The organism is Streptomyces ovatisporus, from assembly GCF_042653885.1.
Classification (GTDB): domain Bacteria; phylum Actinomycetota; class Actinomycetes; order Streptomycetales; family Streptomycetaceae; genus Streptomyces; species Streptomyces ovatisporus.
The window spans coordinates 153,905-177,961 of the sequence record NZ_JBHSFH010000013.1 but is presented as its reverse complement, the minus strand read 5'-3'; the positions used below and the strand labels follow the sequence as shown (position 1 = coordinate 177,961).

Genomic DNA, 24,057 nt, shown 5'->3' with positions numbered 1-24,057 from the left:
AAGCGCGCCGAGGCCGCCGAGCAGACGATCGACGGGTGACGACGAAGCAGAACTCGCGCAACGGTCCGGTGCTGCGCCTCTCCCTCGGGCACGCCTGTGTGGACGTCTATCAGGGCGCGGTGGCCGCCCTGGTGCCGTTCTTCGTCTCCGAACGGGCCTACAGCTATGCCGCGGCCTCCGGGATCGTCCTGGCCGCCTCACTTCTGTCATCCGTCGTGCAACCGCTGTTCGGTGCGATCACCGACCGGTGGACCGTGCGCTGGCTGCTGCCCGTGAGCACGGTGACCGGCGGGGCGGGCGTCGCGCTGGCCGGAGTCGGCGACTCCTACGCGGTCACCCTGGCGGTGGTGGCCGTCTCCGGTGTGGGCGTCGCCGCCTACCACCCGGAGGCCGCCAGGGTCGCCCGCCTCGCGAGCCGTGGCAGTCACACGGCGATGGGCTGGTTCTCGCTCGGCGGCAACCTCGGCTTCGCCGCCGCCCCCCTGCTCGTCTCCGCGGTCGTGGCCACCGGCGGGCTGCGTGCGTCCCCTCTGCTCGTCGTCCCCGCTCTGGCCGGGGCCGTGCTGTGCATCGCCGCCCTGCGCTCGGTCGGGCGCGGGAGCCCGGCGCAGGACGCTGCCGGGGCGGCCGGTGCCGGGAAGGACGACTGGCCGTCCTTCCTCAGGCTCTCCGGAGCGATCGTCTGCCGCTCGGTCGTCTTCGTGGGCCTGAGTACGTTCATCGCGCTGTACGTACGCCAGCGGACCGGGGGAGGGGCGACCGTCGGGACCGCCGCGCTGACCGTGCTCTACCTCGGAGGGGCGGTGGGCACCGTGGCCGGGGGGAAGCTGGCCCACCGGTTCGGCCGTGTCCGGGTCGTGCAGTGGTCCTACACCCTCACGGTCCTGGCCGTCGCCGGGGTCGTGCTCGTACCCGGCCCGTCGGTCCTGGTCTTCGTCGCCCTTGCCTCCGCCGGCCTCTACGTGCCCTTCTCCCTGCACATCACCCTCGGCCAGGACTACCTGCCCCGGCGGGTGGGCACCGCCGGCGGTGTCACCCTCGGCCTGACCGTGAGTGTGGGAGGGCTGGCCAGTCCGTTCATCGGAGCAGTCGCGGACGCGACGTCGCTCCAGACGGCCCTCGCACCGCTGATCGCGCTGCCCGCTCTCGGCCGGTTCCTCCTGCGCGGACTGAACGAGCCGGGCATGTTCGGCGGAGCGCCCGGACGGTCCGGGGACACGGGCGGCGCTGAAGACGGCACGGCGGTATCGGGCCGTGGGTGAAGAACCGTCGCAGACCGCAGACCGCAGACCGCAGACCGCAGACCGCAGACCGCAGACCGCAGACCGCAGACCGCAGACCGCAGACCGCCGCCGCATCGAGTTCGCGTGCGGACGTTCCGCGGACCCGGCGTCAGACGCGCGAGCCGCTCCCCGCCGGCTCGGCCAGTTCCCCGACCGGGGACGGCCCCGAGGCCGCCTCCACCAGTGCCCGCATCACCCGGGTGTCCTCGCCCTCCTCCGGGTGCCACTGCACCGCGAGGACGAAGGGGTGCTCGCTCCCCGGCAGTTCGACGGCCTCGACGGTGCCGTCCTCGGCGTACGCACCCGGCACCAGCCCGTCGCCCAGCCGGGAGAGCGACTGGTGGTGGTACGTCGGCACGGACACCGGTTCGGGAAGGGCGCGGGCGAGCCGTGTGCCCGCCACCGGCCGGACGGAGTGCTGGGCGAAGACCCCGGGGCCGCCCCGGTGGCCCTCCAGGTGCTGTACGAGCGTGCCGCCGAGGGCGACGTTCAGCAGCTGCATGCCCCGGCAGATGCCCAGCAGCGGAAGGTGCCGGGCGAGGGCGGCTTCGATGAGGGCGAGCTCCCAGTCGTCGCGCTCCCGGTCGGGTGGCCCGCATTCGGGCTCGGGGGCGGCGCCGTAGCGCACCGGCTCGACGTCCGGGCCTCCCGAGACGACGAGACCGTCCAGCCGCGAGACGACCGCTTCGGCGCGCTCCGGGACGTCCGGGGGCAGCATGACCGCACATCCGCCCGCCCGCTGGACGAGGCGGGGGTATCCGGCGGGCAGCACCGCGGCGCGGTGCTGCCACACCCCCCACCGGACGTCGTTCTCCAGATAGGTGCTGATGCCGATCAGCGGCGTGTGCATCGGATGCCTCCGGCGGCGGACGGCCGCGTACCGGCCCCGGTGCCGGGGCCTCGGCGGTCTTGACGGGTCTTGGCCGACGGGAACCCGGCGTCCCGACCGCAGGACGGTCGCCGCCAGCGGTTCCCGCGGGCCTTCTGCCAGCTTACGGACCTGCCTTCGCGGCCGGCGCCTCCGGCTCACCGTGGCCGCCGTCCCGCTCCAGCTCGGCCTCGGCCGCCGCGAGTGCCGCGAACTCCTCCTCCGGGGCCGCAGCCACCAGGTGGTGACGGCTGTAGAAGGCGAAGTAGCCCACGGCGACGGCGTACAGCACGAACGCGATGCCCGCCGCCTTCGGGTCCACCAGGAACGTGGCGACCACCGCTGCGCACGCGAGCACGAAGCCCACCGACGAGGTCACGAGCCCGCCCGGAGTGCGGTACGGACGGGGCAGTTCGGGCTCACGGCGGCGGAGCACGATGTGGGAGAGCGTCATCAGCACGTAGCTGATCGCGGCCCCGAAGACGGCGATGTTCAGCATCCGCGCACCGTCGCCGGTGTACGCCGCCAGCGAGAAGCCGATCACGCCTGGCACCAGCAGGCCCAGGTAGGGGGCCTTGCGGCTGCTCGTCAGGGAGAGGAAGCGGGGCAGGTAGCCGGCGCGCGAGAGGGCGAAGAGCTGCCGCGACCCGGCGAAGATGAGGGAGAAGAAGGACGCCACCAGACCGGCCAGACCCGCGTAGTTGACGATCCTGCTGAGGGTCGTCGGGTCGCCGCCGGACGCCGTCTCCAGGGCCGCGACGAGCGGGTTGTCGGCGTCCTTGATCGCGTCGGAGCCCGCTGCGCCCGCCGCGGGCAGCAGCGTGAGCAGGGCGAGGATCACGAGGATGCCGATGGACCACGCGAGCGCCTTCGGCATCGCCCTGACGGGATCGCGGGTCTCCTCGGCCGCCAGCGGTACGCCCTCGACCCCGAGGAAGAACCACATGCCGAACGGGAAGGCGGCCCAGATCCCCAGCACACCCAGCGGGAGCCACGAGTTGGAGCCGAAGGCCTGGCCGTCCACCGCGACGTCGTTCAGCGAGCCCGCGTCGAAGTGGGTGAACGCGCCGATGCAGAAGACCAGCAGGGCGGCGACCGCGATGCCGGTGACGATGAAGCTGAAGCGCAGTGCCTCACCGACGCCCCAGAGGTGGATGCCGATGAAGAGCGCGAAGCACACGAGGTAGACGGGCCAGCCCGCTTCCACACCGAAGAGGCCGAGCGACTCGACGTAACCGCCGATGAACACGGCGATGGCCGCCGGCGCGAGGATGTACTCGATGAGGATGGCCGTACCGGTCAGGAAGCCGCCCCACGTACCCAGCGCGCGCCGTGCGAAGCCGTAACCGCCGCCCGCGGTGGGGAGGATGGAGGAGAGCTCCGCGAGGGAGAAGACCAGGCAGGCGTACATCGTGCCCATCAGCACGGTGGCGATCGCCAGACCGCCGAAGCCGCCTTCCGCGAGGCCGAAGTTCCAGCCCGCGTAGTCGCCGGAGACCACATACGCGACACCGAGTCCGGTCAGCAGCAGCCAGCCGGCGCTGCCACGCCGCAGCGAACGACGCTGGAGGTATTCTTCGGCGCTCTCCTGGCCGGTCTCCGGCGACGGTTGCGAGGGTTTCGTTCCTTCGGCCATGACCGCTCCTGCCTACGGCATTGGTGTGGGAACATACCTTTGCCCTGCGGAGGACCCCAGCGCAACCCCCTGCACATTACTTCGGGGTTACACCTCCGTCCCCGCCCGCCCCCTGTGTGCGGCCGTTCATCCCAGGAAGCCCCGCAGGAGGGCCGCCGTCCCCGCGCAGTGTTCGCGGGCGACCGCACGGGCCCGCTCCGGATCCTGGGCGAGGACCGCCTCGACGAGTGCCGCGTGCTGCTGCTGCGCGTGCTCGAGGTTGCGTACGAGCAGCGGTATCCGCCCCAGCAGATCGTTGACCTTCGCCCGCACTGCGGCGTACTGGGCCGTCAGCGAGGGGCAGTCCGCCAGCTCGACGAGCGTGAGGTGGAAGAGGGTGTCGCTGCGCCGGTAATCGGCGAGGGCGGCGTCGCGAGTGTCGTCGAGAGCGGCACGCAGGCGCGCCGCCTCGGCCTCCGACAGGCCGCGGGCGGCGCACAGTTCGGCGGCGCCGGACTCCAGGACCTCGCGGAAGCGCAGCGTGTCTGCCACGTCCACGTCGGCCGCCCCGGTGGCGCGCAGCAGTCCCTCCGGCGGGTCCGTGCCCTCGACGGGTGGCTGGGGATGGCGTACGAACGTGCCCCCGTACCGTCCGCGGCGGCTGACGACCAGGCCCTGTTCGGCGAGGACCCTGAGCACCTCGCGCAGCGTCACGCGGCTGATGCCGAGACGTTCGGCGAGTTCACGCTCGGCCGGGAGCCGTTCGCCGTCCGGGACGAGGCCCAGGCGGACGATCTGGAGTATCTGTTCCAGCGCCTCCTCGAAGCCGTTGCCGGCGCGCACCGGCCGCAGCACCGCGGCCAGCCGGTCCGGCTCGGGACGGCCCGCCTCGGGCCGCGCCCCGCGGCCGTTCCCGGATCTCACCGGCTCTCCCTCATCGGAACCCCTTCCGAACCAATGGTCTTCCGGACTACCTTATGACTTCCCGTGGAACGACAGGAGGCCGGACGTGGCAGAACGCACACCCCCAATCTCCGTCGACGAGCTGCGAGTGCTCGTCGAGAGGGAGGAGATCGACACCGTCGCGCTGGCCTTCACCGACATGCAAGGGCGACTGCAGGGGAAGCGGTTCGCGGCCCGCCACTTCCTGGACGAGGTCATGGAGCACGGCACTGAGGGCTGCAACTACCTTCTCGCCGTCGACGTCGATCTGAACACCGTCGACGGCTACGCCATGTCCTCCTGGGAGCGCGGCTACGGCGACTTCGCCATGCACGCCGACCTCAGCACGCTGCGGCTCGTCCCCTGGAACCCGGGCACGGCCATGGTCACCGCGGACCTGGCCTGGCACGACGGCTCGCCGGTCGTCGCCTCGCCCAGGCAGATCCTGCGCCGCCAGCTCGACCGGCTCGCCGAGCGCGGCTGGAGCGCGTACATCGGCACCGAGCTGGAGTTCATGGTCTTCCAGGACTCCTTCGAGCAGGCCTGGGACAGCGCGTACCGCGGTCTCACCCCGGCCAACCAGTACAACGTCGACTACTCGATCCTCGGCACCGCCAGGGTCGAACCGCTGCTGCGCCGCATCCGCAACGAGATGGGCGCGGCGGGGATGCGGGTGGAGTCGGCCAAGGGCGAGTGCAACCTCGGCCAGCACGAGATCGCCTTCCGCTACGACGAGGCGCTCACCACCTGCGACCAGCACGTCGTGTACAAGACCGGCGCCAAGGAGATCGCCGCGCAGGCCGGTCAGGCCCTCACGTTCATGGCCAAGTTCGATGAGCGGGAGGGCAATTCGTGCCACATCCACCTCTCGCTGCGTGACGAGGACAACTCTCCCGTCTTCGCCGACGAGGCCGGCGAGTACGGCATGTCCGCCACGATGCGGCACTTCCTCGCCGGACAGCTCGCCGCGCTGCGGGAGTTCACTCTCCTCTACGCCCCGAACATCAACTCCTACAAGCGGTTCCAGCCGGGCTCCTTCGCGCCCACGGCCGTCGCCTGGGGCCCCGACAACCGCACCTGCGCGCTGCGCATCGTCGGACACGGCCACGGGCACAGGCTGGAGAACCGGGTACCGGGCGGCGACGTCAACCCGTACCTCGCCGTGGCCGGCATGATCGCCGCAGGGCTGCACGGCGTCGACAAGAAGCTGGAGCTGCAGGAGGCGTGCACCGGCAACGCCTACACCGGCGACGCGGAACACGTGCCCAGCACACTGCGGGAGGCCTCGCAGCTGTGGGAGGAGAGCACCGTCGCGCGTGAGGCGTTCGGTCCCGAAGTCGTGGCGCACTACCTGAACATGGCGCACGTGGAGCAGCAGGCATACGACACGGCCGTCACGGACTGGGAGCGGTTCCGCTCCTTCGAACGGATGTAAGGACGCGACTTTGCACGACGAGCACCAGCAGCACGAACTCCCGGTCCTCAACCCCGCGACCGAGGAATTGATCACCACCGTCCCCGCAGCCACACCCGCCGACGTCGACGCGGCCGTCCGGCGGGCCGCTTCCGCCCAGACCATGTGGGCGGCGCTCGCGCCGGGTGAACGCGCCCGGCTGCTGCGCCGGTTCGCCGTCACCGTCGACGAACACCTCGAAGAACTCGCGCAGCTGGAGGTCCAGGAGGCGGGTCACCCGGTGGGCAACGCCCGCTGGGAGGCGGGTAACGCCCGGGACCTGCTCGACTACGCCGCCGGGGGAGTGGAGCGGCTGAACGGCAGGCAGATCCCCGTCGACGGCGGCATCAGTGTCACCTTCGCGGAACCGCTCGGTGTCGTGACCGTCATCGCTCCGTGGAACTTCCCCATGCCGGTCGCCGCGTGGGGCACGGCCCCTGCCCTGGCCGCCGGCAACGCCGTGATCCTCAAACCGGCCGAGACGACACCGTTGACCGCGCTGCGGCTCGCGGAGCTCGGGCTGGAGGCGGGACTGCCCGAGGGGCTCTTCCAGGTCCTGCCGGGCGAGGGCCCTGTGGCGGGCACCGCCCTCGTGGAACATCCCGGAGTCGCCAAGGTCGTCTTCACGGGTTCGACGGCGGTCGGCAAGGACATCATGGCCAGATGCGCTGCCGGCGTGAAGCGGGTGACGCTCGAACTGGGCGGCAAGAGCCCCAACATCGTCTTCTCCGACGCCGACCTCGCGCTGGCCGCCACCGCCGCTCCGGGCTCCTTCCTCGACAACACCGGGCAGGACTGCTGCGCCCGCAGCCGCATCCTCGTCCAGCGTGACGTCTACGACCGCTTCCTGGAGCTGCTGGAACCGGCCGTGAGGTCCTTCGTCGCGGGCGACCCGGCCGATCCCGCCACACAGATGGGACCGCTGATCTCCGAGCGACAGCGTGAGCGGGTGCGGGGCTACGTCCCGGAGGACGCCCCCGCCCTCATCCGCGGGGAGGTGCCGGACGGCAAGGGTTACTGGTATCCGGCCACGGTCCTGGAGGGGGCGCCCGGCGACCGGCGCAGCGCGGAGGAGATCTTCGGCCCCGTCGCGGTGGCGATCCCCTTCGAGGACGAGGCCGAAGCCGTGCGCATCGCCAACGACTCGGACTACGGCCTCTCCGGCTCCGTCTGGACCCGCGACGTGGGCCGCGCGCTGCGCGTCTCCCGTGCCGTGGCGGCGGGAAACCTGTCGGTCAACTCGCACAGCGCCGTGCGCTACACGACCCCCTTCGGCGGCTACAAGCAGTCGGGTCTCGGCCGTGAACTCGGTCCGGACGCACTGACCGCCTTCACCGAGACCAAGAACGTCTTCATCAGTACGGAGGAGCAGCCGTGACCGATTCGCCCACCGGCCCCGCAGGAGCAACGTCCGTGTGCCGGCGCCTCGTCGGCCGTACCGCCGTCGTCACCGGTGCCGGCAGCGGGATCGGGCTGGCAGCCGTGCGGCGGCTCGCCTCGGAGGGTGCGCGCGTGGTGTGCGCCGACGTCGACGCCGAACGGGGCAAGGCGGCGGCGGAGGAAGCGGGCGGACTGTACGCCGAGACGGACGTCACCGACGCCGAGCAGGTCGAGGCCCTCTTCAAGGCGGCGTACGAGACGTACGGAAGCGTCGACATCGCCTTCAACAACGCGGGCATCTCGCCGCCCGACGACGACTCGATCCTCACCACGGGCCTGGACGCCTGGCAGCGGGTGCAGCAGGTCAACCTCACGTCGGTCTACCTGTGCTGCAAGGCCGCGCTGCCGTACATGCGCGAGCAGGGCCGCGGCTCCATCATCAACACCGCCTCGTTCGTCGCGGTGATGGGCGCGGCGACCTCGCAGATCAGCTACACCGCCTCCAAGGGCGGCGTGCTGGCCATGTCGCGGGAGCTGGGCGTGCAGTTCGCCCGCGAGGGCATCCGCGTCAACGCGATCTGCCCGGGTCCCGTCAACACCCCGTTGCTGAAGGAGCTGTTCGCGAAGGACCCGGAGCGTGCGCAGCGCCGGCTCGTCCACGTGCCGCCGGGGCGCTTCGCGGAGCCGGAGGAGATCGCCGCGGCGGTGGCCTTCCTGGCGAGTGACGACGCCTCCTTCGTCAACGCCACCGACTTCATGGTGGACGGCGGCATCTCCGGGGCGTACGTGACGCCGGTCTGAGCTCTCCGCGGCTGAGCTGCGGGGAGCGTCCGGGGCTTCCGGCTCCGGTGTTTCCCGCTCCGGGTGTTTTCCGGTCAGAGCTCACCGGCCGGGCGGAGTCCATGTGACTCGCACACGTGTTGCCCTACAGTGCGAGAGGTGACCATGACGACACCGCCCGGCTGGTACCCCGACCCGGGAAGCGCGTACAAGCCCAAGTCCCGTGCGCAGGAACGGTGGTGGGACGGGAGCGCATGGAGCGGCCAGACCCGTACCCGTGGCGCCGTACGCGGTCCCCTCGTCGCGGGGATCGTCGGCGGGCTCGTGCTCGTCGCGGCTCTGCTGGTGGGGTCGGTGCTCGTCTTCGGGGCGGGTGTCGGCAGCGGCGCGAGTGATGAGGCAGGAACTGGTCCGGCCCCCGAATCTCCGCCCCGCGACGACGGGTCGGGAGGCTCCGGCGAGCTCCCCGAGGAGGAGGGCGGCCCGGGCGAGGAGGGAGAGGTCCCGGCCAGCGGCGTCGATCTGCCCGTGCTGGACGGCTGGAGGCACGACCCCCTCGCGCCCATGGTCACCACCGGTGAGTACACCTGCCCCGGCAGCGAGAGCGAGAGGTGTCTGCGCGGCTCCTCGGTCATCGTCGTGGCCGGGACGGACACCGGCAGCGCGGAGGACGCGGCGAAGAGCGACATCGGCCGCTTCGCGAAGACCGCCTACAGCAAGGGCACGTACGGCGGCATCACCTCGCACGAGGCCGTCGCCTCCGAGAAGACCACCGTGGCGGGCGAGGACGGCTACCGGGTGCGCTGGAAGATCGTCAACCGGACCAAGCCGGACGCGTACGTGGAGTCGCTGGCCTTTCCGCATCCTTCCGGCTCCGGGGAGATGCTGCTGCTGCGCAGCGGTTTCGACATCCACCGCGCCGCGCCCCCGCTGAAGGACATGGACAGGCTGGCCGAAGGCGTCAAGGAAGGTCCTGAGGCAGGGGAGAGCGGCGGCGTCCCCGGCGAAGCCGTCTGACGGCTCCGACCCGGCCCTGGTCCGGACCGGTCTCAGCAGGCCCGGAACGCGGCCCGGACCTGCTGAGACCGTCCCGGACCGCTGGAAGCCGCTCCCGACCCGCTGGTGCCGTGGTCGGGAAGGTCTGCCGGGAAGCGCGAGCCGGTGAACCTTCGCAGCGCTAGAGAAACGTGCGGCCCTCGCCCCGGTACGTCGGGAGCACCCCCGTCACCCGGTCGCCCTCCACCAGGTGCAGCTCGGCGAAGCGTTCGCAGAGCTCCCCGGCCTTGGCGTGCCGGAACCACACACGGTCACCGACCAGCAGGTCGTCGGCCGGCGTCCCCAGCAGCGGCGTCTGCACCTCGCCGGCTCCCTCCTGGGCGTCGTAGCGCAGGCCCTGCGGCAGGTAGGGCTGGGGCAGCCGGTCCCGGCCGGGCGCACCGGAGGCGGGATAGCCGCCGCCCAGCACCGTCACCACGCCCACGCCGGGCCTCCGTACGACGGGAAGTGCGAAGAGTGCCGCGGGACGTCCCGTGAAGGAGCTGTAATGATCGAAGAGGCGCGGCACGAACAGCCCGGACCCGGCGGCGACTTCGGTCACGGCGTCCTCCGCGGCGGTGTGCTGGACGCTTCCCGTCCCGCCGCCGTTGACGAACTCCAGGCCGGGCGCGACGCGGCGTACCGCCTCCACCGCAGCGGCCCGCCGGGCGGCCAGTTCCCGTCTCGCCGCGGCCTGCATGACGCGTACGCCGCGTGAGCGCAGCCAGTTGCCCGGCGCGACGTCGCCGACGCCGGCGACGTGCCCCTCGTACGCCATCAGGCCCACCAGCCGGAATCCTTTCCGCCGGGTCACCGAGCGGGCCAGTTCGGCCAGTTGGAGCGGCGAACGGACGGGGGAGCGGCGCGCCCCGATCCGGATCCGGCCGCCCAGCGCCCGCAGTGAGGTGTCGAGTTCGAGACAGATCCGGATCTCCTGGGAGCCGCCGTCCCGTGCGGCGTCGATGAACGCCAGTTGTTCCGGATCGTCGGCCATGACGGTCACGGCCTGCGCGAGCTTCGGGTCGGAGGCGAGTTCCGCGAAGCCGGCCCGGTCGGCGGAGGGGTACGCGAGCACGACGTCGTCGATGCCCGAGCGGGCGAGCCACAGCGACTCGGCGAGCGTGAAGCTGAGCACTCCGGAGAAGCCGTCCAGGGCGAGCACGCGCTCCAGCAGCCCCCGGCACCGGACCGACTTGCTTGCCACCCGGATCGGTTTGCCGCCCCCGCGGCGCACCAGGTCGGCGGCGTTCTTGTCGAACGCGTCGAGATCCACGACGGCGAAGGGCGGATCCAGACGCGAGGTGGCGCTGTCGTAGCGGGCCCGGTCTGCCGTGAGGTCGGCTGAGGTGTCGAACACCCGTGCAGCTTGCCAGAGTGCGGCGGTCCGGGACAGAGGACGAGGGGCGGCCGGGCAGCGCCGACCGGGTTGCCGGAACCACCAGTTCGCCCCGTAGAGTGACGGCCGCACGCTGCGTGAGGCCGACCCTGCGGCGTGTTGTCCGTTACGAACCGGCATGCCCCGAAAGGGATTCGTGTGGGGTGGCACTGCGCGCGGGAGGGGTGCAGATGAGCACTGACGCCGACCGCACAGAGCCTCCGGACTCTCCCGGACCGCATCCCGATCCGGTACGGGAACACCCCCGGGTACCGGCCCGCCCGGCCTTTCCTCCTCGCCCTGCCGTTCCGCCGCGCCCGGGCATCCCGCCGATGCCCACCTCGCCGCCGCAATCCGACCGGCCCGGAACTGCGGCCGGTTCGCCCGGTGTACGCCGCCCGGCACCCGGCGGCGGCGTGCGCGGGCCCGCGAAGCCCACCCAGAAAGACGAGCGCACCGCACAGATGCCGCACGACTCGGAATCGGACGACGTCCGGCCCGCCGCATCGAAGTCAGCCTCCGCCCGGGACGCACGGCTGCGCCTGCCGGCCCCCGCCGCGCCGCAGCAGCCCCCGCCGCCCACCGGGGAACCGCTGACGCCCGAGACGCTTCGCCGCAAGGCGTACGGGGGGAGTGCCGGTCCGGGCACCCTCCCGGCAAGCGCTCCGATGCCGTTCGAGGCCGGGGGTCCGGACCGGACTCCGGATGAGGCGGCAGGCACCTTCCCGGGAGGCGGGGGAGCCGGGTTCGGGCCGCCCACCGCCCAATTGCGCCCGATACGTGACACTTCCGCGCACAACCGCCCCGCCCCCCGTACGGTCGCGGCCGCCGTGTGTCTCGTGCTCGGCGTGGGACTGCTCGGCGGTGCGGGCGCCGGGATGACGCTCACCGACGATCCCGCCGAACAGGCCTCCCCTGAGCAGGTGTTCGAGCGGGCGGGGACGATGTGGCACGACACGCCCGTGGACCAGCTGTTCCCGCGCGTCCTCGAAGGTCTGGGCGCCGGCCCCGGCAGCGCCGACCGCAAATGGCTGCGCGTCGCCGTCGCCCCGGACACCAACTGCCGTAACGCCTTCGACCCGTTGCTGGCCAAGGCTCTCTCGCCCGTGGGCTGCGAGCGTCTGCTGCGTGTCACGTACGCCGACGAGACGACCAGCAGCGTCACCACGGTCGGGCTGCTCTTCACGCGCAGCGGCCAGAGCGGCATGCGCTCGCTCCGCAAACGCTTCGCGGTGGAGAACCTCACCGAGCGCACGGACCTGATGCCGCGCCCGTACCCGGCACGCGGCACCGTCGCCGCCGACTTCGGCGACGCGCAGCGCGCCAGCTGGACGGTGCGGGTGCTCTCCGACGCCCCGGTCGTCGTCTACGCCGTCACCGGCTTCGCCGACGGGCGCGTCGTCAGCGATCCGCAGGCCGCGGCGGAGGCCACCGAGAAGGGCGAGACCTCCGCCGCGGCACAGGCAGGACTCGGGCACGACGCACAGGGCATCGCAGACCGAATCGAGCGCCGGCTGCGCAACACGGCGGCAGGGCGAGGGGAAGGCGACCAGTGACGCACAGCCGTCGCGTACAGCAGCAGAGGCCCGCACGGACCGACGGGCCGGCCGGACCCGCCACGGCCGGCGCAGCCGAAGGGCCCCGCCCGTCCCGCCCGTCTTCGCGCGCCCGGCGCGCGCTCGTGCGCCGCGTGGCGGCCCTGCCTCTCGTGGCGCTGCTCGCACTCCTGCCGGCGGCCGGCGGTGCCCACGCCGCCGGTGAGGACGTGCCGCGCCAGGAGTGGGCGCTCAAGGCCATCCAGGCGCCGGACGCGTGGAAGACGACCAAGGGCAGAGGCATCACGGTGGCCGTCCTCGACACGGGCGTGGCGTCGGACCACCCCGACCTGAAGGGCAACGTGCTGCGCGGCCGGGACTTCGTCGGCGTCGGAGCCGAGAAGGGCGACCGCGAATGGGCCCGGCACGGCACGGCGATGGCCGGCCTCATCGCCGGGCACGGACACGGCAAGGGCGGCGCCCAGGGGGTCACGGGCGTCGCACCGGAGGCCAAGATCCTGCCCGTACGGGTGCTGCTCGAGGACGCCGACCCGCAGCGCAAGAAAGCCCGCGAGAAGAGCGCGGGAGCCCTGGCCGAGGGCATCCGCTGGGCGGCCGACAAGGGCGCCGACGTCATCAACCTCTCCCTCGGCGACGACAGCGACTCCGCACATCCCGAGGCCCGCGAGGACGCCGCCGTGCGGTACGCCCTGAGCAAGGGCTCCGTCGTCGTCGCCTCCGCGGGCAACGGCGGAGAAGAGGGCGACCACGTCTCCTACCCGGCCGCGTACCCCGGCGTGATCGCGGTGACAGCGGTGGACCGGCGCGGCGCACGTGCCGCGTTCTCCACGCGGCGCTGGTACGCCACCGTCGCGGCACCGGGCAAGGACGTGCTCATAGCCGATCCCGACCGCCGCTACTACGAGGGGTGGGGCACCAGCGCCGCGTCGGCCTTCGCCTCCGGCGCGGTCGCGCTCGTACGTGCCGCACATCCCGACCTGAGCCCCGCCCAGATCAAGGAACTGGTCTCCGACACGGCCCGGAACACACCCGAAGGCGGCCGCAGCGACGCCCTCGGGACCGGCGTCGTCGATCCGGCGGCGGCCATCGAGATGGGTTCCAACATCAAGCCGCGCAAGCAGCAGCCGAGCCCGCAGGCGTACCAGAACGAGTTCTTCGGCGCCGGCCCGGACGACGGCCTCAGCGCGGGCTGGCTCGCCACCATCACCGGCTTCGTCGGCCTGCTGCTGATCGCGAGCGCGGTGGCGGTCCACCGCGGCGTGAACCTGGAGACGCTTCGCGGCCTGAGCCGCCGCATGCCCCGGCAGTGACGGGGGCCCTCCCGTTCGCGCGGAGCGGCGGCCGTCCGGGGCCGCCGGGAGGAGGCCCCTGACCCACGGACTAGGCTCACCCTCCGTGGCGCTGAAGAACATCCCCGACCCTGGCTTCGCCGACGACACCGGTGCGGCCGACCCCGCGCTCGCGGAGGCCCTCGCGGCCTGGAACGCGGAGCGTACGGGCCCGGACGCCGAGCAGCGCGTGCTGCGGGCCCTCCAGGAGGCGCGCCTCCTGGTTCCCGTCGTCGCCGTGCTCGGCGAGAGCGAGACGGACGACGCGGGGCTGCGCCGGGAGAAGACCAGCGACATGGCCGTGCCCACCCTCACCGCCCCCGGCGGACGCCGCGCCCTGCCCGCCTTCACCAGCACCGCCGCGCTGAGCCGCTGGCGCGAGGACGCACGCCCCGTCGCCGTCCGGCTGCATCAGGCCCTGCAGGCCCTCGCGCACGAGAACGCCGACACCCTCGTCCTCGATCTCGCCGGACCCGTCACCTACCAGCTCACAGGCCCGGCGCTGCGGGCCCTCGCCGAGGGCCGGACGCGGGTGCGGCCCGCCCGGGATCCGGACGTCGCGGCGGCGCTGAGAGCGGTCCTGGCCGCCGAACCGGACGTCGCCGGCGCGCACCTGTTGCCCGGCGGTGAGGACAGCGACGCCACCCTGGCTCTCGCCCTGACGCCGCACGCGGACGCCGCCGCCACGGCGCGGCGCCTCTCCAGCGCCCTCGCCGCCGACGAGACGCTGCGCGCCCGGCTTGTGCGCGGCCTGGAACTGGCACTGCTCCCGCCCGGCAGCGCGCTGCCCGACGGCGCCCTGCACCTGCGCTGACGGTCCTGCGCGGGGCGGCGGCCCCGCGGCATTCACCCGCTCGACGTGCGGGCCCGCCAGTGGCGCTCCAGACTCGAAAGATGATGGAGCAATTCAGACATGTCAGGAGTGCCATCTCGGCCGACACGGAGCTGCAGACCACAACGGCGGAGTTCCTGGGAACCCTGGTTCTCGTCTTCTTCGCGGTCGGCGCCTCGGTGCTGTCGGGCGAGTACATCGGCACGCTCGGTATCGCCCTCGCGTTCGGCTTCACGCTGCTGGCTCTCGCCTACGCGATCGGACCTGTCTCCGGTGCCCACATCAACCCGGCCGTGACCCTGGGCATGCTGGTGGCCAAGCGCCTCGACATGCAGACCGCCGTCCGCTACTGGGTCGCGCAGGTCGCCGGCGCCATCGCCGGGGCGGCGCTGCTCTTCCTGGTGGCGAAGCAGGTCCCGGGCCTGCGGACCAGTGAGGCCTTCGGCACCAACGGCTTCGGCGACCGCTCAGCGGTACGCATCACCCTCGGCGGAGCCTTCGTGGCCGAGCTGCTGCTGACCGCGCTGCTCGTGTACGTCTTCCTGTGCATGACGCACAAGGTGACCGTGGCGGGCTTCGCCGGGCTGCCCATCGGCATCACGCTGGCCGTCGTCAGCCTGATCGGCATCCCGCTGACGGGCGCCTCGGTCAACCCTGCCCGCAGTCTCGGCCCGGCGGTCTTCGCGGGCGGGGCGGCCCTGACGCAGTTGTGGCTCTTCCTCGTGGCGCCACTGCTCGGCGGAGCACTGGCGGCTGTCGTGCACCGCGTCACGCACCCGTCCGCCGGGGCCGAGCTGAGCAGGAACCTGCAGCCCTCGGGAAGCCCCCGCTGAGCAGTTCCGGCCTGGGCGGCGGGCCGGGAGGGAACTCAGCCGAGGACCGGGCCCGTGAACTTCTCACCGGGCCCCTGCCCCGGCTCGTCCGGTACGGCCGATGCCTCCCGGAAGGCCAGCTGCAGCGACTTCAGCCCGTCGCGCAGGGGAGCGGCGTGGTACGAACCGATCTCCGTGGCACTCGCCGTGACCAGGCCGGCGAGGGCGTGGATCAGCTTCCGCGCCTCGTCCAGGTCGCGGTGCTCCTCGCCCCCCTCGGAGAGGCCGAGATTGACCGCGGCCGAACTCATCAGATGGACGGCGACCGTGGTGATCACCTCCACCGCCGGCACGTCCGCGATGTCACGGGTCATGCTGTCGAAGTCGGGGGCCCCGGACGTCCCCGGAGTGCCGTCGGCGGGCCCGGCCGGGCCGGTGGGTGCGGAGTCGCTCATGCGTGCCACCCTAGAGCTTCCGGCTTCCCGCGACCCCGGTGGGGAGTGCTCCCGGCCCCTGGTATGCTGGGATATCGACCGGCTGGAGAACGTCTCTTCAGCCCGCAAGTGGAGGCTCCGAACTCCCACCTGACGGTCCTCGGGACCGCGGGTCAACGGTCAGGCTGCGCCCCGCGGAATGTCGCGTCGGTGCTCCCGGTCTTTGAGGAGCCCCGCCTGTGTCCGTCAGGGGCGTTTTGTGCGTCTCGGCGCGGTGGTCATCGAAACCTGACTGCGCGCGGCCGTCCGCCAGACCGCCGCGTGGTGTACCCGAGGAGGCCCCATCAGCGCCGAGCCCCGCATCAACGACCGGATTCGCGTCCCCGAGGTGCGACTCGTCGGTCCCAGTGGCGAGCAGGTCGGCATCGTGCCGCTTGCCAAGGCCCTGGAGCTTGCGCAGGAGTACGACCTCGACCTGGTCGAGGTGGCAGCGACGGCACGTCCGCCCGTCTGCAAGCTCATGGACTACGGAAAGTTCAAATACGAGTCGGCCATGAAGGCCCGTGAGGCGCGCAAGAACCAGGCGCACACGGTCATCAAGGAGATGAAGCTCCGGCCGAAGATCGACCCGCACGACTACGACACCAAGAAGGGTCACGTCGTCCGGTTCCTCAAGCAGGGTGACAAGGTCAAGATCACGATCATGTTCCGCGGACGTGAGCAGTCCCGCCCCGAGCTGGGCTTCAGGCTGCTGCAGCGCCTCGCGGACGACGTCGCCGACCTGGGTTTCGTGGAATCCAACCCGAAGCAGGACGGCCGAAACATGATCATGGTGCTCGGTCCGCACAAGAAGAAGACCGAGGCGATGGCCGAGGCCCGCGAGGCTCAGGCCGCCCGCAAGGCCGGCCGCCAGCAGGACAGCAGCCCTGTGGAAGAGCCCGCCGAGGAGCCCGCCGAGGCGTGAGCCCTCCTGGGGCCCCGCCTCGGAAACCCGAAACAGCGATACACGACGCTTCCGTATGCCGGTCCGCCGGCGGACCGGGGCGTCTCCGACGAGGAGTGAACGGCGACATGCCGAAGAACAAGACGCACAGTGGTGCCCGTAAGCGCTTCAAGATCACCGGCTCCGGCAAGGTGATGCGCCAGCGTGCCGGTCGCCGCCACCTTCTCGAGCACAAGCCGTCCACGCTGACGCGCCGCCTTGCCGGCAAGACCGAGATGGCCCCGGCCGACGCCAAGAAGGTCAAGAAGCTTCTCGGCAAGTAAGGCCAGCCCGACCGGGACCCAATCGATTCGGGCTGGGTGGTCGTCCACCAGACCGGCCCCGTGTACCAAGGAGTCATCAAGTGGCACGCGTCAAGCGGTCAGTCAACGCACACAAGAAGCGCCGGGCGATCCTGGAGCAGGCCAGCGGCTACCGCGGCCAGCGCTCGCGGCTGTACAGGAAGGCGAAGGAGCAGGTCACCCACTCCTACGTCTACAACTACAACGACCGCAAGCGGCGCAAGGGCGACTTCCGGCAGCTGTGGATCCAGCGCATCAACGCCGCCGCCCGCGCCAACGGCATCACCTACAACCGCTTCATCCAGGGTCTGAAGGCCGCCAACATCGAGGTGGACCGCAAGATCCTCGCCGACCTGGCGGTCAACGACGCGGGCGCCTTCACCGCCCTCGTCGAGGCGGCGCAGAAGGCCCTCCCGAGCGACGTCAACGCTCCGAAGGCCGCCTGAAGCACGCGCCGCGCACGCGCATGACGCACAGCAGCGGACCGGCAGGCACGCGCCTGCCGGTCCGCTGCTGTGCGTGGGCGTCTGCCTGCCTGCCGGCCTGCCGCGCGCATGCCGAGCCGCTGAGCCGCCGAGCCGCTACGAACCGTGAAGTGAGCCGCCGTCCATGGGCACCACCCCCGATCTGATCTCGCCGCGCTCGGCGCGCGTCGCCGCAGCCCGTCGGCTGGTCCGCCGCAACTTCCGCGCCAAGGACCGCCGTTTCCTCGCCGAGGGCCCGCAGGCCGTACGAGAGGCCGTCACGCAGAGCGCTGCCCGCACCGCGGGGACCGCCGGCGGGGACGGGCCCGTGCTGCTGGAGCTGTTCGCCACCGCGGAGGCCGCCGAACGGCACCCGGAGATCCTGGAACAGGCACGGGGCAGCGGCGTACGCGTGCATCTCGCCGACGTCCCCACCCTGGCCGACATCGCGCAGACGGTGAATCCCCAGGGGCTCATCGGGGTCTGCCGCTTCCTGGACCGCCCGCTGGACGAGCTGCTGGCCGCCCGGCCCCGGCTCGTCGCCGTCCTCGCCCACGTACGCGACCCCGGCAACGCCGGAACCGTGCTGCGCTGCGCCGACGCCGCGGGAGCCGACGCAGTCGTCCTCACCGACGCCTCCGTCGACGTCTACAACCCCAAGGCGGTGCGCGCGTCGGCCGGTTCGCTCTTCCACCTGCCCGTCGCGGTGGGGGTGCCCGCCGCGGCCGCCGCCGAGGGGCTGCGCGCCGCCGGGGTGCGTCTGCTGGCCGCCGACGGCACCGGAGAACACGACCTCGACGGCGAACTCGACGCCGGCACCATGGGCTCTCCCACCGCGTGGATCTTCGGCAACGAGGCCTGGGGTCTGCCGGAGGAGACGCGCGCCCTCGCCGACGCGGCAGTGCGGGTCCCCATCCACGGCCGGGCGGAGAGTCTGAACCTCGCCACGGCGGCTGCCGTCTGCCTGTACGCCTCTGCGCGTGCGCAGCGAGCGCCCGGGGGATGCCGCGCGGGGACGCAGCACGACGAGGCACGGGGATAGTCACAGCGCAGACGTGCGCTCGGAGGCGTACGCCCCGCGCGCTCCCCTCGCTCGAGTGCGGCTTCAACGCCTCGTCACGGGGAGGGACAGTGCGGAGAGCGACTAGTAGGGTGGCTCGCCCGGGGGCGGAGGCGAGTGGTCAGAAGGGGGGCGGCGGCGATGGACGTGCGGGCGTACGGCACCCAGGAACGCGGGGTGGTCTCCGGCGCCGGCAGCCACGGGAACACGTTCGAGGGACGCACCGGCGCCGGCCCGGCCCCGACCGCAGGCCTCGCCGCATCCGCGGAAGACGCGCGGGAAGCCCCCCGTGGGGCTCACGGCTCGCTCCCCGTCGGCGAGACCCAGGCCGTGCACCCCGACGATCTGCCCGACGGGCTCGTCGTCGCCGACCGTACGGGCCACATCGTCTGTTTCAACGCCGCCGCCGCGCGCCTCACCGGCTGCGACCCGGCCGACGCCCTGGGCCTTCCCCTGCACAGCGCGCTGCCCCTCGAGGACATGGACGGCCGCCGGTGGTGGCAGCTCACCGACCCCTACGGCGGCCTCGCCACCCGCACCCGCCAGCCCGAGCGGAACCTGCTCCTGCCGGGCGGCCGTGAGGTGCTGGTCGCCGCACGTTACGTACGCGCGCGCCCCCAGGGTCCCCTGGAGCGGCTGGTCGTGAGTCTGCGCGGCACGGAAGCCCGCAGACGGGCGGAGCGCAGCCACGCGGAACTCATAGCAACCGTCGCCCACGAGCTTCGCTCCCCGCTCACCTCCGTGAAGGGCTTCACCGCGACGCTGCTCGCCAAGTGGGAGCGGTTCACCGACGACCAGAAGCAGCTGATGCTGGAGACCGTCGACGCCGACGCCAACCGCATCACGCGGCTCATCGCCGAGTTGCTCGACATATCGCGTATCGACTCCGGACGGCTGGAGGTGCGGCGGCAGCCCCTGGACATCGCCGCGGCGGTACGCCGTCACGTCGGTGCCCACATCGCGGCCGGACGCTCCGCCGACCGCTTCGTCGTGCGCATCGCGGACCCGCTGCCCGGTCTGTGGGCCGATCCGGACAAGATCGACCAGGTGCTGGGCAATCTGCTGGAAAACGCGGTGCGGCACGGCGCGGGCACTGTCACCATCGACGTGGCACCCGCACCGGCCCGCATCGACGAACAAGGAACGGCAGTCACCGTGAGCGACGAAGGCCCCGGCATCCCCGAGGAGTCGATGAGCCGCGTCTTCACCCGCTTCTGGCGGGGCAGCAGGCGGGGCGGCACCGGCCTGGGCCTCTACATCGTCAAGGGCATCGTCGAGGCGCACGGCGGGACGATCACAGTGGGCAGGGCGGCCGCCGGCGGCGCCCAGTTCCGATTTACCCTGCCCGTGGGTGCCCCGGCCTTCATGGCCTGAGCGGCGCGCACGGGCTTCCCGGTCCCCAAGGGGCATCCGCAGGTCTCCCTCCCGGTGCGCAGCGCCGGGGAGGGGGCCCGGTGATCACATCCGTGTACGAGTGATCACGCCGGCCCCTCTAGACTCGGCTGTCGGCACTCTTGCGCAGCCAAAGCCAATCGGAAGCACGGGAAATGATGTCCGCACCCAATAAGTCCTACGACCCTGTCGAGGTCGAGGCGCTGAAACCGGAAGTGATCGACCAGGCCAAGGCCGAGGCGCTCTCCGCCGTGGCCGCCGCCGGTGATCTCGAAGAGCTGCGTGAGGTGAAGGCCGCCCACGCCGGCGACCGCTCTCCGCTGGCTCTCGCCAACCGCGAGATCGGCGCGCTGCCCCCGCACGCGAAGGCGGAGGCCGGCAAGCGCGTCGGCCAGGCCCGCGGAGCGGTGGGCCAGGCGCTGAAGCAGCGGCAGGAGGAGCTGGAGCGCGAGCGTGACGAGCGTGTGCTGGTCGAGGAGGCCGTCGACGTCACTCTGCCCTACGACCGCACGCCCGCCGGTGCCCGGCACCCGCTGACCACGTTCTCCGAGCGCGTCGAGGACGTGTTCGTCGCGATGGGTTACGAGGTCGCCGAGGGCCCCGAGGCCGAGGCCGAGTGGTTCAACTTCGACGCCCTCAACATCGCCCCCGACCACCCTGCGCGCACCATGCAGGACACCTTCTTCGTGCGGGCCGGCCAGGGAGGCGGCGAGGACGAGGAGGGCGACAGCGGTGTCGTGCTGCGCACCCACACCTCACCCGTGCAGATCCGCACGATGCTGGAGCGCCGGCCCCCTCTCTACGTCATCTGCCCCGGCCGGGTCTTCCGCACCGACGAGCTGGACGCGACCCACACCCCCGTCTTCACCCAGGTCGAACTCCTCGCCGTGGACGAGGGCCTGACGATGGCCGACCTCAAGGGCACCCTCGACCACATGGTGCGGGAGCTGTTCGGCGAGGGCGTCCACACGCGGCTGCGCCCCAACTACTTCCCGTTCACCGAGCCTTCGGCCGAGATGGACATGGTCTGCTACCGCTGCCACGGCGCGTCCGTCGGCAACCCGGACCGTCCGTGCCGCACCTGCTCCAGCGAGGGCTGGATCGAGCTGGGCGGCTGCGGAATGGTCAACCCCCGTGTCCTGACCGCCTGCGGCGTGGACCCGGAGAAGTACAGCGGGTTCGCCTTCGGGTTCGGGATCGAGCGGATGATGATGTTCCGCCACAACGTCGAGGACATGCGAGACATGGTCGAGGGTGACGTGCGCTTCACCAGGCCGTTCGGGATGGAGATCTGATGCGCGCCCCGCTTTCGTGGCTGCGAGAGTACGTAGAGCTGCCTGCCGGTGAGACCGGCCGGGACGTCGCGGCGAAACTGATCGAGGCCGGTCTGGAGGTCGAGACCGTCGAGCGGCTCGGCTCCGGGCTCAAGGGCCCGCTCGTCGTCGGCAAGGTCCTCGCGATCGAGGAGCTGACGGGCTTCAAGAAGCCGATCCGCTACTGCCAGGTCGACGTCGGACAGGCCGGGGGCACGGGCGAACCGCAGAACATCGTCTGCGGCGCGACCAACTTCGCCGTCGGAGACAAGGTCGTCGTGGTCCTGCCCGGCGCCGTGCTGCCCGGTGACTTCGCCATCAGCGCGCGCAAGACCTACGGCAAGGTCTCCGAGGGCATGATCTGCTCGGCGGCCGAGCTGGACATGGGCGACGACCACGGAGGCATCATCGTCCTCCCGCCCGAGTACGAACCGGGCACCGACGCCATCGAGCTGCTCGAACTCGTCGACGAGGTGCTGGACATCGCGGTCACCCCCGACCGCGGCTACTGCCTGTCCATGCGCGGCATCGCCCGCGAGACGGCCACGGCGTACGGGCAGCAGCTCCGCGACCCGGCGCTGCTGGACGTCCCCAAGCCCAACGCGCACGGCTTCCAGGTCGACGTCGCCGACCCCAAGGCGTGCGACCGCTTCGCCGCCCGTACGGTCACCGGCCTGCGCCCCGACGCCAGGTCGCCGATCTGGCTGCAGCGGAGGCTGCAGAAGGCCGGGATGCGCCCGGTCTCGCTGCCCGTCGACATCACCAACTACGTGATGCTGGAGCTGGGTTCACCGCTCCACGCCTACGACCGCGAGCGGCTGCACGGACACATCAGCGTCCGCCGCGCGGCACCGGGGGAGCGGCTGACGACCCTGGACGGCAGCAAGCGCACGCTGGACCCGGAGGACCTCGTCATCGCCGACGACGAAGGCCCCATCGGGCTCGCCGGCGTCATGGGCGGCGTCAACAGCGAGATCGCCGACCCGCAGCAGGACCCGGAGAGCGGCGAGTGGCGGGGTACGACCGAAGTCGTCGTGGAGGCCGCACACTTCGACCCGGTCACCGTGGCGCGTACCAGCCGCCGCCACAAGATCTCCTCGGAGGCTTCGCGCCGGTTCGAGCGCGGCGTCGACCCCGAGGCCGCAGCCGCCGCCGCACAGCGGACCGTCGACCTGCTGGTGCTGCTCGCCGGCGGCACGGCAGAGGCCGGCGTCACCGAGTTCGCCGCCCCGCACGGGCCGCACACCATCAAGATCGCGGCAGGGCATCCCGACCGTGTCGCCGGTGTCAGCTACGGCAGGGAGGCAGTCGTACGCCGCCTGCAGCAGGTGGGCTGCGACGTGTACGGGCAGGACGAGCTGACCGTCACCGTGCCGTCCTGGCGCGCCGACCTCACCGACCCCAACGACCTCGCCGAAGAGGTCATCCGCCTGGAGGGGTACGAGAACCTGCCCTCGACGCTGCCCCGCCCGCCGGCCGGCCGGGGCCTGACCGGGAGGCAGCGGCTGCTGCGCCGGACCGGCCGTGCGCTGGCCGGCGCCGGATACGTCGAGGCCCTCAACTACCCCTTCGTAGGCGCCGCCTCGTTCGACCAGCTCGGCCTGCCCGAGGACGACCCGCGCCGCCGCACGGTCACGCTGGTCAACCCGCTGTCCGACGAGGAACCGGGGATGCGCACCACGCTGCTGCCGGGGCTGCTCGCCACGCTGCGCCGCAACGAAGGGCGCGGCAGCCAGGACAGCCAGGGTGGCCTGGCCCTGTTCGAGACGGGTCTCGTCTTCCTCCCGACGGGCTCCGAGACGCGCGCCGCCCGGCTGCGGGTCGACGCACGCCCCTCCGACGAGGACGTCGCCGCGCTGGAGAAGGCCCTGCCGGATCAGCCGCGGCACGTGGCCACCGTGCTGGCGGGCCCGCGGGAGACGTCCGGCTGGTGGGGCGAGGGACGTCCGGCGGGATGGGCGGACGCCGTCGAGTCGGCCCGTACCGTCGCCCGCGAGGCAGGCGCGGAACTGACTGTCCGCAACGGGCGGTACGAGCCGTGGCACCCGGGGCGCTGCGCCGCGCTGTACGTCACCCACGAAGGCGGGGAGGTGCTCGTCGGGCATGCCGGCGAGCTGCACCCGCGTGTGGTGAAGGCGATGGGGCTGCCGGAGCGCACCAGCGCGATGGAGCTCGACCTCGACCTCCTCGCGCGGGCGGGCGGCGGTGTCGTCCCGGCGCCGCGTGTCTCGGGATTCCCGGTGGCGACGCGGGACGTGGCGCTCGTGGTGGACGAGTCCGTGCCCGCGGCGGAGGTGGAGGCGGCGCTGCGCACCGGCGCGGGCGAACTCCTGGAGTCCCTGCGCCTGTTCGACGTCTTCACCGGGGAGCAGCTCGGCAGGGGCAAGAAGTCGCTGGCGTACGCACTGCGCTTCCGTGCCGCCGACCGCACGCTCAAGGCGGAGGAGGCCTCGGCGGCGCGGGACGCGGCGGTGGCTGCCGCTGTGGAACGTACGGGTGCGGTACTGCGGGGCGCCGAAGCGGGCTCGGGGGCTCCGGCGGCCGGCTGATGCCCTGACGGGGAACGTCCACCTGCTCCGTCACACGGCGGTGGTGCGGGACGCCCGCTCCGGGGGAGGTCCCGCACCACCGCGGGGCCCTGGCGCTTAGGGTCGGGCACCTGCCGACGGCCCGGGGGAGCAGCGGATTTGAGGGGCGCGCGGACTGAGGTCCGGGCGCCCCTCTCGTTGTCCGCACAGGTGTACGCGCTACGAGTACCCGCGGCTCACTCAATCGAGTGAGTAATCGCGGAGGCAGGTCATCCGGCCTCCGGGCTCGACCACGATCGTGTTGATCGCCGAACGACGTGCCC

At 72.2% G+C, this 24,057-nt stretch carries 21 protein-coding genes; 16 read left to right on the top strand and 5 right to left on the bottom strand.

Annotation, left to right across the window (positions count from 1 at the left end; translation table 11 throughout):
- The first annotated feature begins 35 nt into the window (after positions 1 to 35).
- Positions 36 to 1,262, top strand: coding sequence for an MFS transporter (locus tag ACFPA8_RS22060; protein WP_386451161.1), 1,227 nt, complete (start codon positions 36 to 38; stop codon positions 1,260 to 1,262).
- A 130-nt stretch (positions 1,263 to 1,392) separates the two neighbouring features.
- On the opposite strand, the gene ACFPA8_RS22055 is transcribed toward ACFPA8_RS22060, so the two are convergent.
- From ACFPA8_RS22055 to ACFPA8_RS22045, 3 genes are all read right to left on the bottom strand, one after another.
- On the bottom strand, positions 1,393 to 2,133 hold the full coding sequence (locus ACFPA8_RS22055) for a gamma-glutamyl-gamma-aminobutyrate hydrolase family protein (protein WP_386451160.1): 741 nt from the start codon (positions 2,131 to 2,133) through the stop codon (positions 1,393 to 1,395).
- A gap of 142 nt (positions 2,134 to 2,275) precedes the next feature.
- Positions 2,276 to 3,787 (bottom strand): ethanolamine permease, encoded by a 1,512-nt coding sequence (eat, locus tag ACFPA8_RS22050; RefSeq protein WP_386451159.1) that lies wholly within the window; start codon positions 3,785 to 3,787, stop codon positions 2,276 to 2,278.
- A gap of 126 nt (positions 3,788 to 3,913) precedes the next feature.
- Complete coding sequence (locus ACFPA8_RS22045; protein WP_386451158.1) at positions 3,914 to 4,690, bottom strand: FadR/GntR family transcriptional regulator; 777 nt, start codon at positions 4,688 to 4,690, stop codon at positions 3,914 to 3,916.
- Positions 4,691 to 4,775: 85 nt separating this feature from the next.
- Between ACFPA8_RS22045 and ACFPA8_RS22040 the strand changes: the two genes are divergently transcribed.
- The 4 genes from ACFPA8_RS22040 (at position 4,776) to ACFPA8_RS22025 (ending at position 9,338) form a co-directional block, all read left to right on the top strand.
- On the top strand, positions 4,776 to 6,143 hold the full coding sequence (locus ACFPA8_RS22040; RefSeq protein ID WP_386451157.1) for a glutamine synthetase family protein: 1,368 nt from the start codon (positions 4,776 to 4,778) through the stop codon (positions 6,141 to 6,143).
- A 10-nt stretch (positions 6,144 to 6,153) separates the two neighbouring features.
- Complete coding sequence (locus ACFPA8_RS22035) at positions 6,154 to 7,539, top strand: aldehyde dehydrogenase family protein (protein WP_386451156.1); 1,386 nt, start codon at positions 6,154 to 6,156, stop codon at positions 7,537 to 7,539.
- Positions 7,536 to 8,342: a 3-oxoacyl-ACP reductase gene (locus tag ACFPA8_RS22030; protein WP_386451155.1), complete on the top strand. Its 807-nt coding sequence runs from the start codon at positions 7,536 to 7,538 to the stop codon at positions 8,340 to 8,342. The genes ACFPA8_RS22035 and ACFPA8_RS22030 overlap by 4 nt, the downstream gene beginning before the upstream one ends.
- Positions 8,343 to 8,486: 144 nt before the next feature.
- Positions 8,487 to 9,338 (top strand): DUF2510 domain-containing protein, encoded by an 852-nt coding sequence (locus ACFPA8_RS22025; protein ID WP_386451495.1) that lies wholly within the window; start codon positions 8,487 to 8,489, stop codon positions 9,336 to 9,338.
- Between the two features lie 160 nt (positions 9,339 to 9,498).
- On the opposite strand, the gene ACFPA8_RS22020 is transcribed toward ACFPA8_RS22025, so the two are convergent.
- Complete coding sequence (locus ACFPA8_RS22020) at positions 9,499 to 10,713, bottom strand: alanine racemase (protein WP_386451154.1); 1,215 nt, start codon at positions 10,711 to 10,713, stop codon at positions 9,499 to 9,501.
- A gap of 848 nt (positions 10,714 to 11,561) precedes the next feature.
- Between ACFPA8_RS22020 and ACFPA8_RS22015 the strand changes: the two genes are divergently transcribed.
- From ACFPA8_RS22015 to ACFPA8_RS22000, 4 genes are all read left to right on the top strand, one after another.
- Positions 11,562 to 12,287, top strand: coding sequence for a hypothetical protein (locus ACFPA8_RS22015; protein WP_386451153.1), 726 nt, complete (start codon positions 11,562 to 11,564; stop codon positions 12,285 to 12,287).
- A 125-nt stretch (positions 12,288 to 12,412) separates the two neighbouring features.
- Entirely contained in the window at positions 12,413 to 13,597 is a 1,185-nt protein-coding gene (gene mycP / locus ACFPA8_RS22010) for a type VII secretion-associated serine protease mycosin (RefSeq protein ID WP_386451493.1), read from the top strand.
- An 85-nt stretch (positions 13,598 to 13,682) separates the two neighbouring features.
- Positions 13,683 to 14,429: an SseB family protein gene (locus ACFPA8_RS22005; protein WP_386451152.1), complete on the top strand. Its 747-nt coding sequence runs from the start codon at positions 13,683 to 13,685 to the stop codon at positions 14,427 to 14,429.
- A gap of 83 nt (positions 14,430 to 14,512) precedes the next feature.
- Entirely contained in the window at positions 14,513 to 15,280 is a 768-nt protein-coding gene (locus ACFPA8_RS22000) for an MIP family channel protein (protein WP_386451491.1), read from the top strand.
- A 35-nt stretch (positions 15,281 to 15,315) separates the two neighbouring features.
- Here the strand turns inward: ACFPA8_RS22000 and ACFPA8_RS21995 are convergent, their stop codons facing one another.
- Positions 15,316 to 15,714 carry a DUF1844 domain-containing protein gene (locus tag ACFPA8_RS21995; protein WP_386451151.1) on the bottom strand — a complete coding sequence of 133 codons (399 nt, stop codon included), beginning with the start codon at positions 15,712 to 15,714 and terminating at the stop codon, positions 15,316 to 15,318.
- Between the two features lie 271 nt (positions 15,715 to 15,985).
- On the opposite strand from ACFPA8_RS21995, the gene infC reads away from it, so the two are divergent.
- The 7 genes from infC to pheT all read left to right on the top strand — a co-directional run bounded on the left by infC (position 15,986) and on the right by pheT (position 23,755).
- Positions 15,986 to 16,657 carry a translation initiation factor IF-3 gene (gene infC, locus ACFPA8_RS21990; protein WP_074467927.1) on the top strand — a complete coding sequence of 224 codons (672 nt, stop codon included), beginning with the start codon at positions 15,986 to 15,988 and terminating at the stop codon, positions 16,655 to 16,657.
- Between the two features lie 107 nt (positions 16,658 to 16,764).
- Complete coding sequence (rpmI, locus tag ACFPA8_RS21985; RefSeq protein ID WP_045865535.1) at positions 16,765 to 16,959, top strand: 50S ribosomal protein L35; 195 nt, start codon at positions 16,765 to 16,767, stop codon at positions 16,957 to 16,959.
- Between the two features lie 80 nt (positions 16,960 to 17,039).
- Positions 17,040 to 17,423 carry a 50S ribosomal protein L20 gene (gene rplT, locus ACFPA8_RS21980; protein WP_028436556.1) on the top strand — a complete coding sequence of 128 codons (384 nt, stop codon included), beginning with the start codon at positions 17,040 to 17,042 and terminating at the stop codon, positions 17,421 to 17,423.
- A gap of 163 nt (positions 17,424 to 17,586) precedes the next feature.
- Positions 17,587 to 18,483, top strand: coding sequence for a TrmH family RNA methyltransferase (locus ACFPA8_RS21975; RefSeq protein WP_386451150.1), 897 nt, complete (start codon positions 17,587 to 17,589; stop codon positions 18,481 to 18,483).
- 159 nt (positions 18,484 to 18,642) lie between these two features.
- Entirely contained in the window at positions 18,643 to 19,875 is a 1,233-nt protein-coding gene (locus tag ACFPA8_RS21970) for a sensor histidine kinase (protein WP_386451149.1), read from the top strand.
- Positions 19,876 to 20,051: 176 nt separating this feature from the next.
- Positions 20,052 to 21,188: a phenylalanine--tRNA ligase subunit alpha gene (pheS, locus tag ACFPA8_RS21965; protein ID WP_386451148.1), complete on the top strand. Its 1,137-nt coding sequence runs from the start codon at positions 20,052 to 20,054 to the stop codon at positions 21,186 to 21,188.
- Positions 21,188 to 23,755 (top strand): phenylalanine--tRNA ligase subunit beta, encoded by a 2,568-nt coding sequence (pheT, locus tag ACFPA8_RS21960; RefSeq protein ID WP_386451147.1) that lies wholly within the window; start codon positions 21,188 to 21,190, stop codon positions 23,753 to 23,755. Before pheS ends, pheT begins: the two co-directional genes overlap by 1 nt.
- Positions 23,756 to 24,057 lie beyond the last annotated feature (302 nt).

What these genes read in the sequence shown, in the direction of transcription:
- rpmI (WP_045865535.1), top strand. Translation starts at nt 16,765, where the DNA reads ATGCCGAAGAACAAGACGCACAGTGGTGCCCGTAAGCGCTTCAAGATC.
- ACFPA8_RS21995 (WP_386451151.1), bottom strand. Translation starts at nt 15,714, where the DNA reads ATGAGCGACTCCGCACCCACCGGCCCGGCCGGGCCCGCCGACGGCACT.
- eat (WP_386451159.1), bottom strand. Translation starts at nt 3,787, where the DNA reads ATGGCCGAAGGAACGAAACCCTCGCAACCGTCGCCGGAGACCGGCCAG.
- ACFPA8_RS21975 (WP_386451150.1), top strand. Translation starts at nt 17,587, where the DNA reads ATGGGCACCACCCCCGATCTGATCTCGCCGCGCTCGGCGCGCGTCGCC.
- pheT (WP_386451147.1), top strand. Translation starts at nt 21,188, where the DNA reads ATGCGCGCCCCGCTTTCGTGGCTGCGAGAGTACGTAGAGCTGCCTGCC.
- ACFPA8_RS22055 (WP_386451160.1), bottom strand. Translation starts at nt 2,133, where the DNA reads ATGCACACGCCGCTGATCGGCATCAGCACCTATCTGGAGAACGACGTC.
- pheS (WP_386451148.1), top strand. Translation starts at nt 20,052, where the DNA reads ATGTCCGCACCCAATAAGTCCTACGACCCTGTCGAGGTCGAGGCGCTG.
- ACFPA8_RS21970 (WP_386451149.1), top strand. Translation starts at nt 18,643, where the DNA reads ATGGACGTGCGGGCGTACGGCACCCAGGAACGCGGGGTGGTCTCCGGC.
- ACFPA8_RS22025 (WP_386451495.1), top strand. Translation starts at nt 8,487, where the DNA reads ATGACGACACCGCCCGGCTGGTACCCCGACCCGGGAAGCGCGTACAAG.
- ACFPA8_RS22000 (WP_386451491.1), top strand. Translation starts at nt 14,513, where the DNA reads ATGGAGCAATTCAGACATGTCAGGAGTGCCATCTCGGCCGACACGGAG.